1 protein-coding gene and 1 pseudogene (1 of these 2 only partly in view) are annotated in these 648 nt (G+C 76.1%); both read left to right on the top strand.

All coding sequences use genetic code 11. The features are described 5' to 3' along the window. Positions 1-151: pseudogene (locus CCN51_RS26085) on the top strand (aminopeptidase P family protein); it begins 1,251 nt to the left of the window's first position. Positions 152-220: 69 nt separating this feature from the next. Further along, the coding region (locus CCN51_RS26080) for a GntR family transcriptional regulator (RefSeq protein WP_143675895.1) at positions 221-648 on the top strand (428 nt) is incomplete at its 3' end.

Below are 648 nucleotides of genomic sequence, written 5' to 3'. Positions count from 1 at the left end.
GACCGTGCCCGAGGAGTACCGGGGCATCGGCGTCCGCATCGAGGACGACATTCTGGTCACGGAGGACGGCAACCGAAACCTCTCGGCCGCCCTGCCGCGCACCTCGGATGACGTCGAGGCATGGATGGCCGCGCTCCTTCAGGGCTCGTAGGGCTCATAGGACCGGTGTGGGCTCGGCCAAGGCTCGCGGGGCTGGTGACCAGCGGTATCGTCCGGTTCCATGGCGGAATCCCGGGTCAATTCGGCAGACGGCCTCGGCAGTGACCTCCACCTGGAGCTGTCCGGTACGGGCAGCCGCCGGGCGGCCCTGATGGGGGCGCTGCGCGAGGCCATCCGGAGTGGCCGGCTCGCCCCCAGCACCCGGCTGCCGCCCTACCGCTCCCTCGCCGTCGACCTCGGCCTGGCGCGGAACACCGTCGCCGACGCCTACGCCGAACTGGTCGCCGAGGGCTGGCTGACCGCCCGCCAGGGCTCCGGCACCCGGGTCGCGCCCCGCGCCGCCCCGCCCCCGCCCCGGAGGCGAACCGAGCCGCAAAAAGAGGGCGGTGCCCGGGCACGGGGGCAGGGGCGGGGCCGCCCGGCCGTGGGTGCCGGCGCCCCGCCCGCCGCCGCGCCGGCCGGAGGCGGACCCGTACGGCGTGCCCGGAG

Origin of the sequence: Streptomyces milbemycinicus, from assembly GCF_002154605.1 — a bacterium.
Lineage (GTDB): Bacteria > Actinomycetota > Actinomycetes > Streptomycetales > Streptomycetaceae > Streptomyces > Streptomyces milbemycinicus.
Note: the sequence above shows the minus strand (reverse complement) of the source record. Positions and strands in the feature narration are given on the sequence as shown.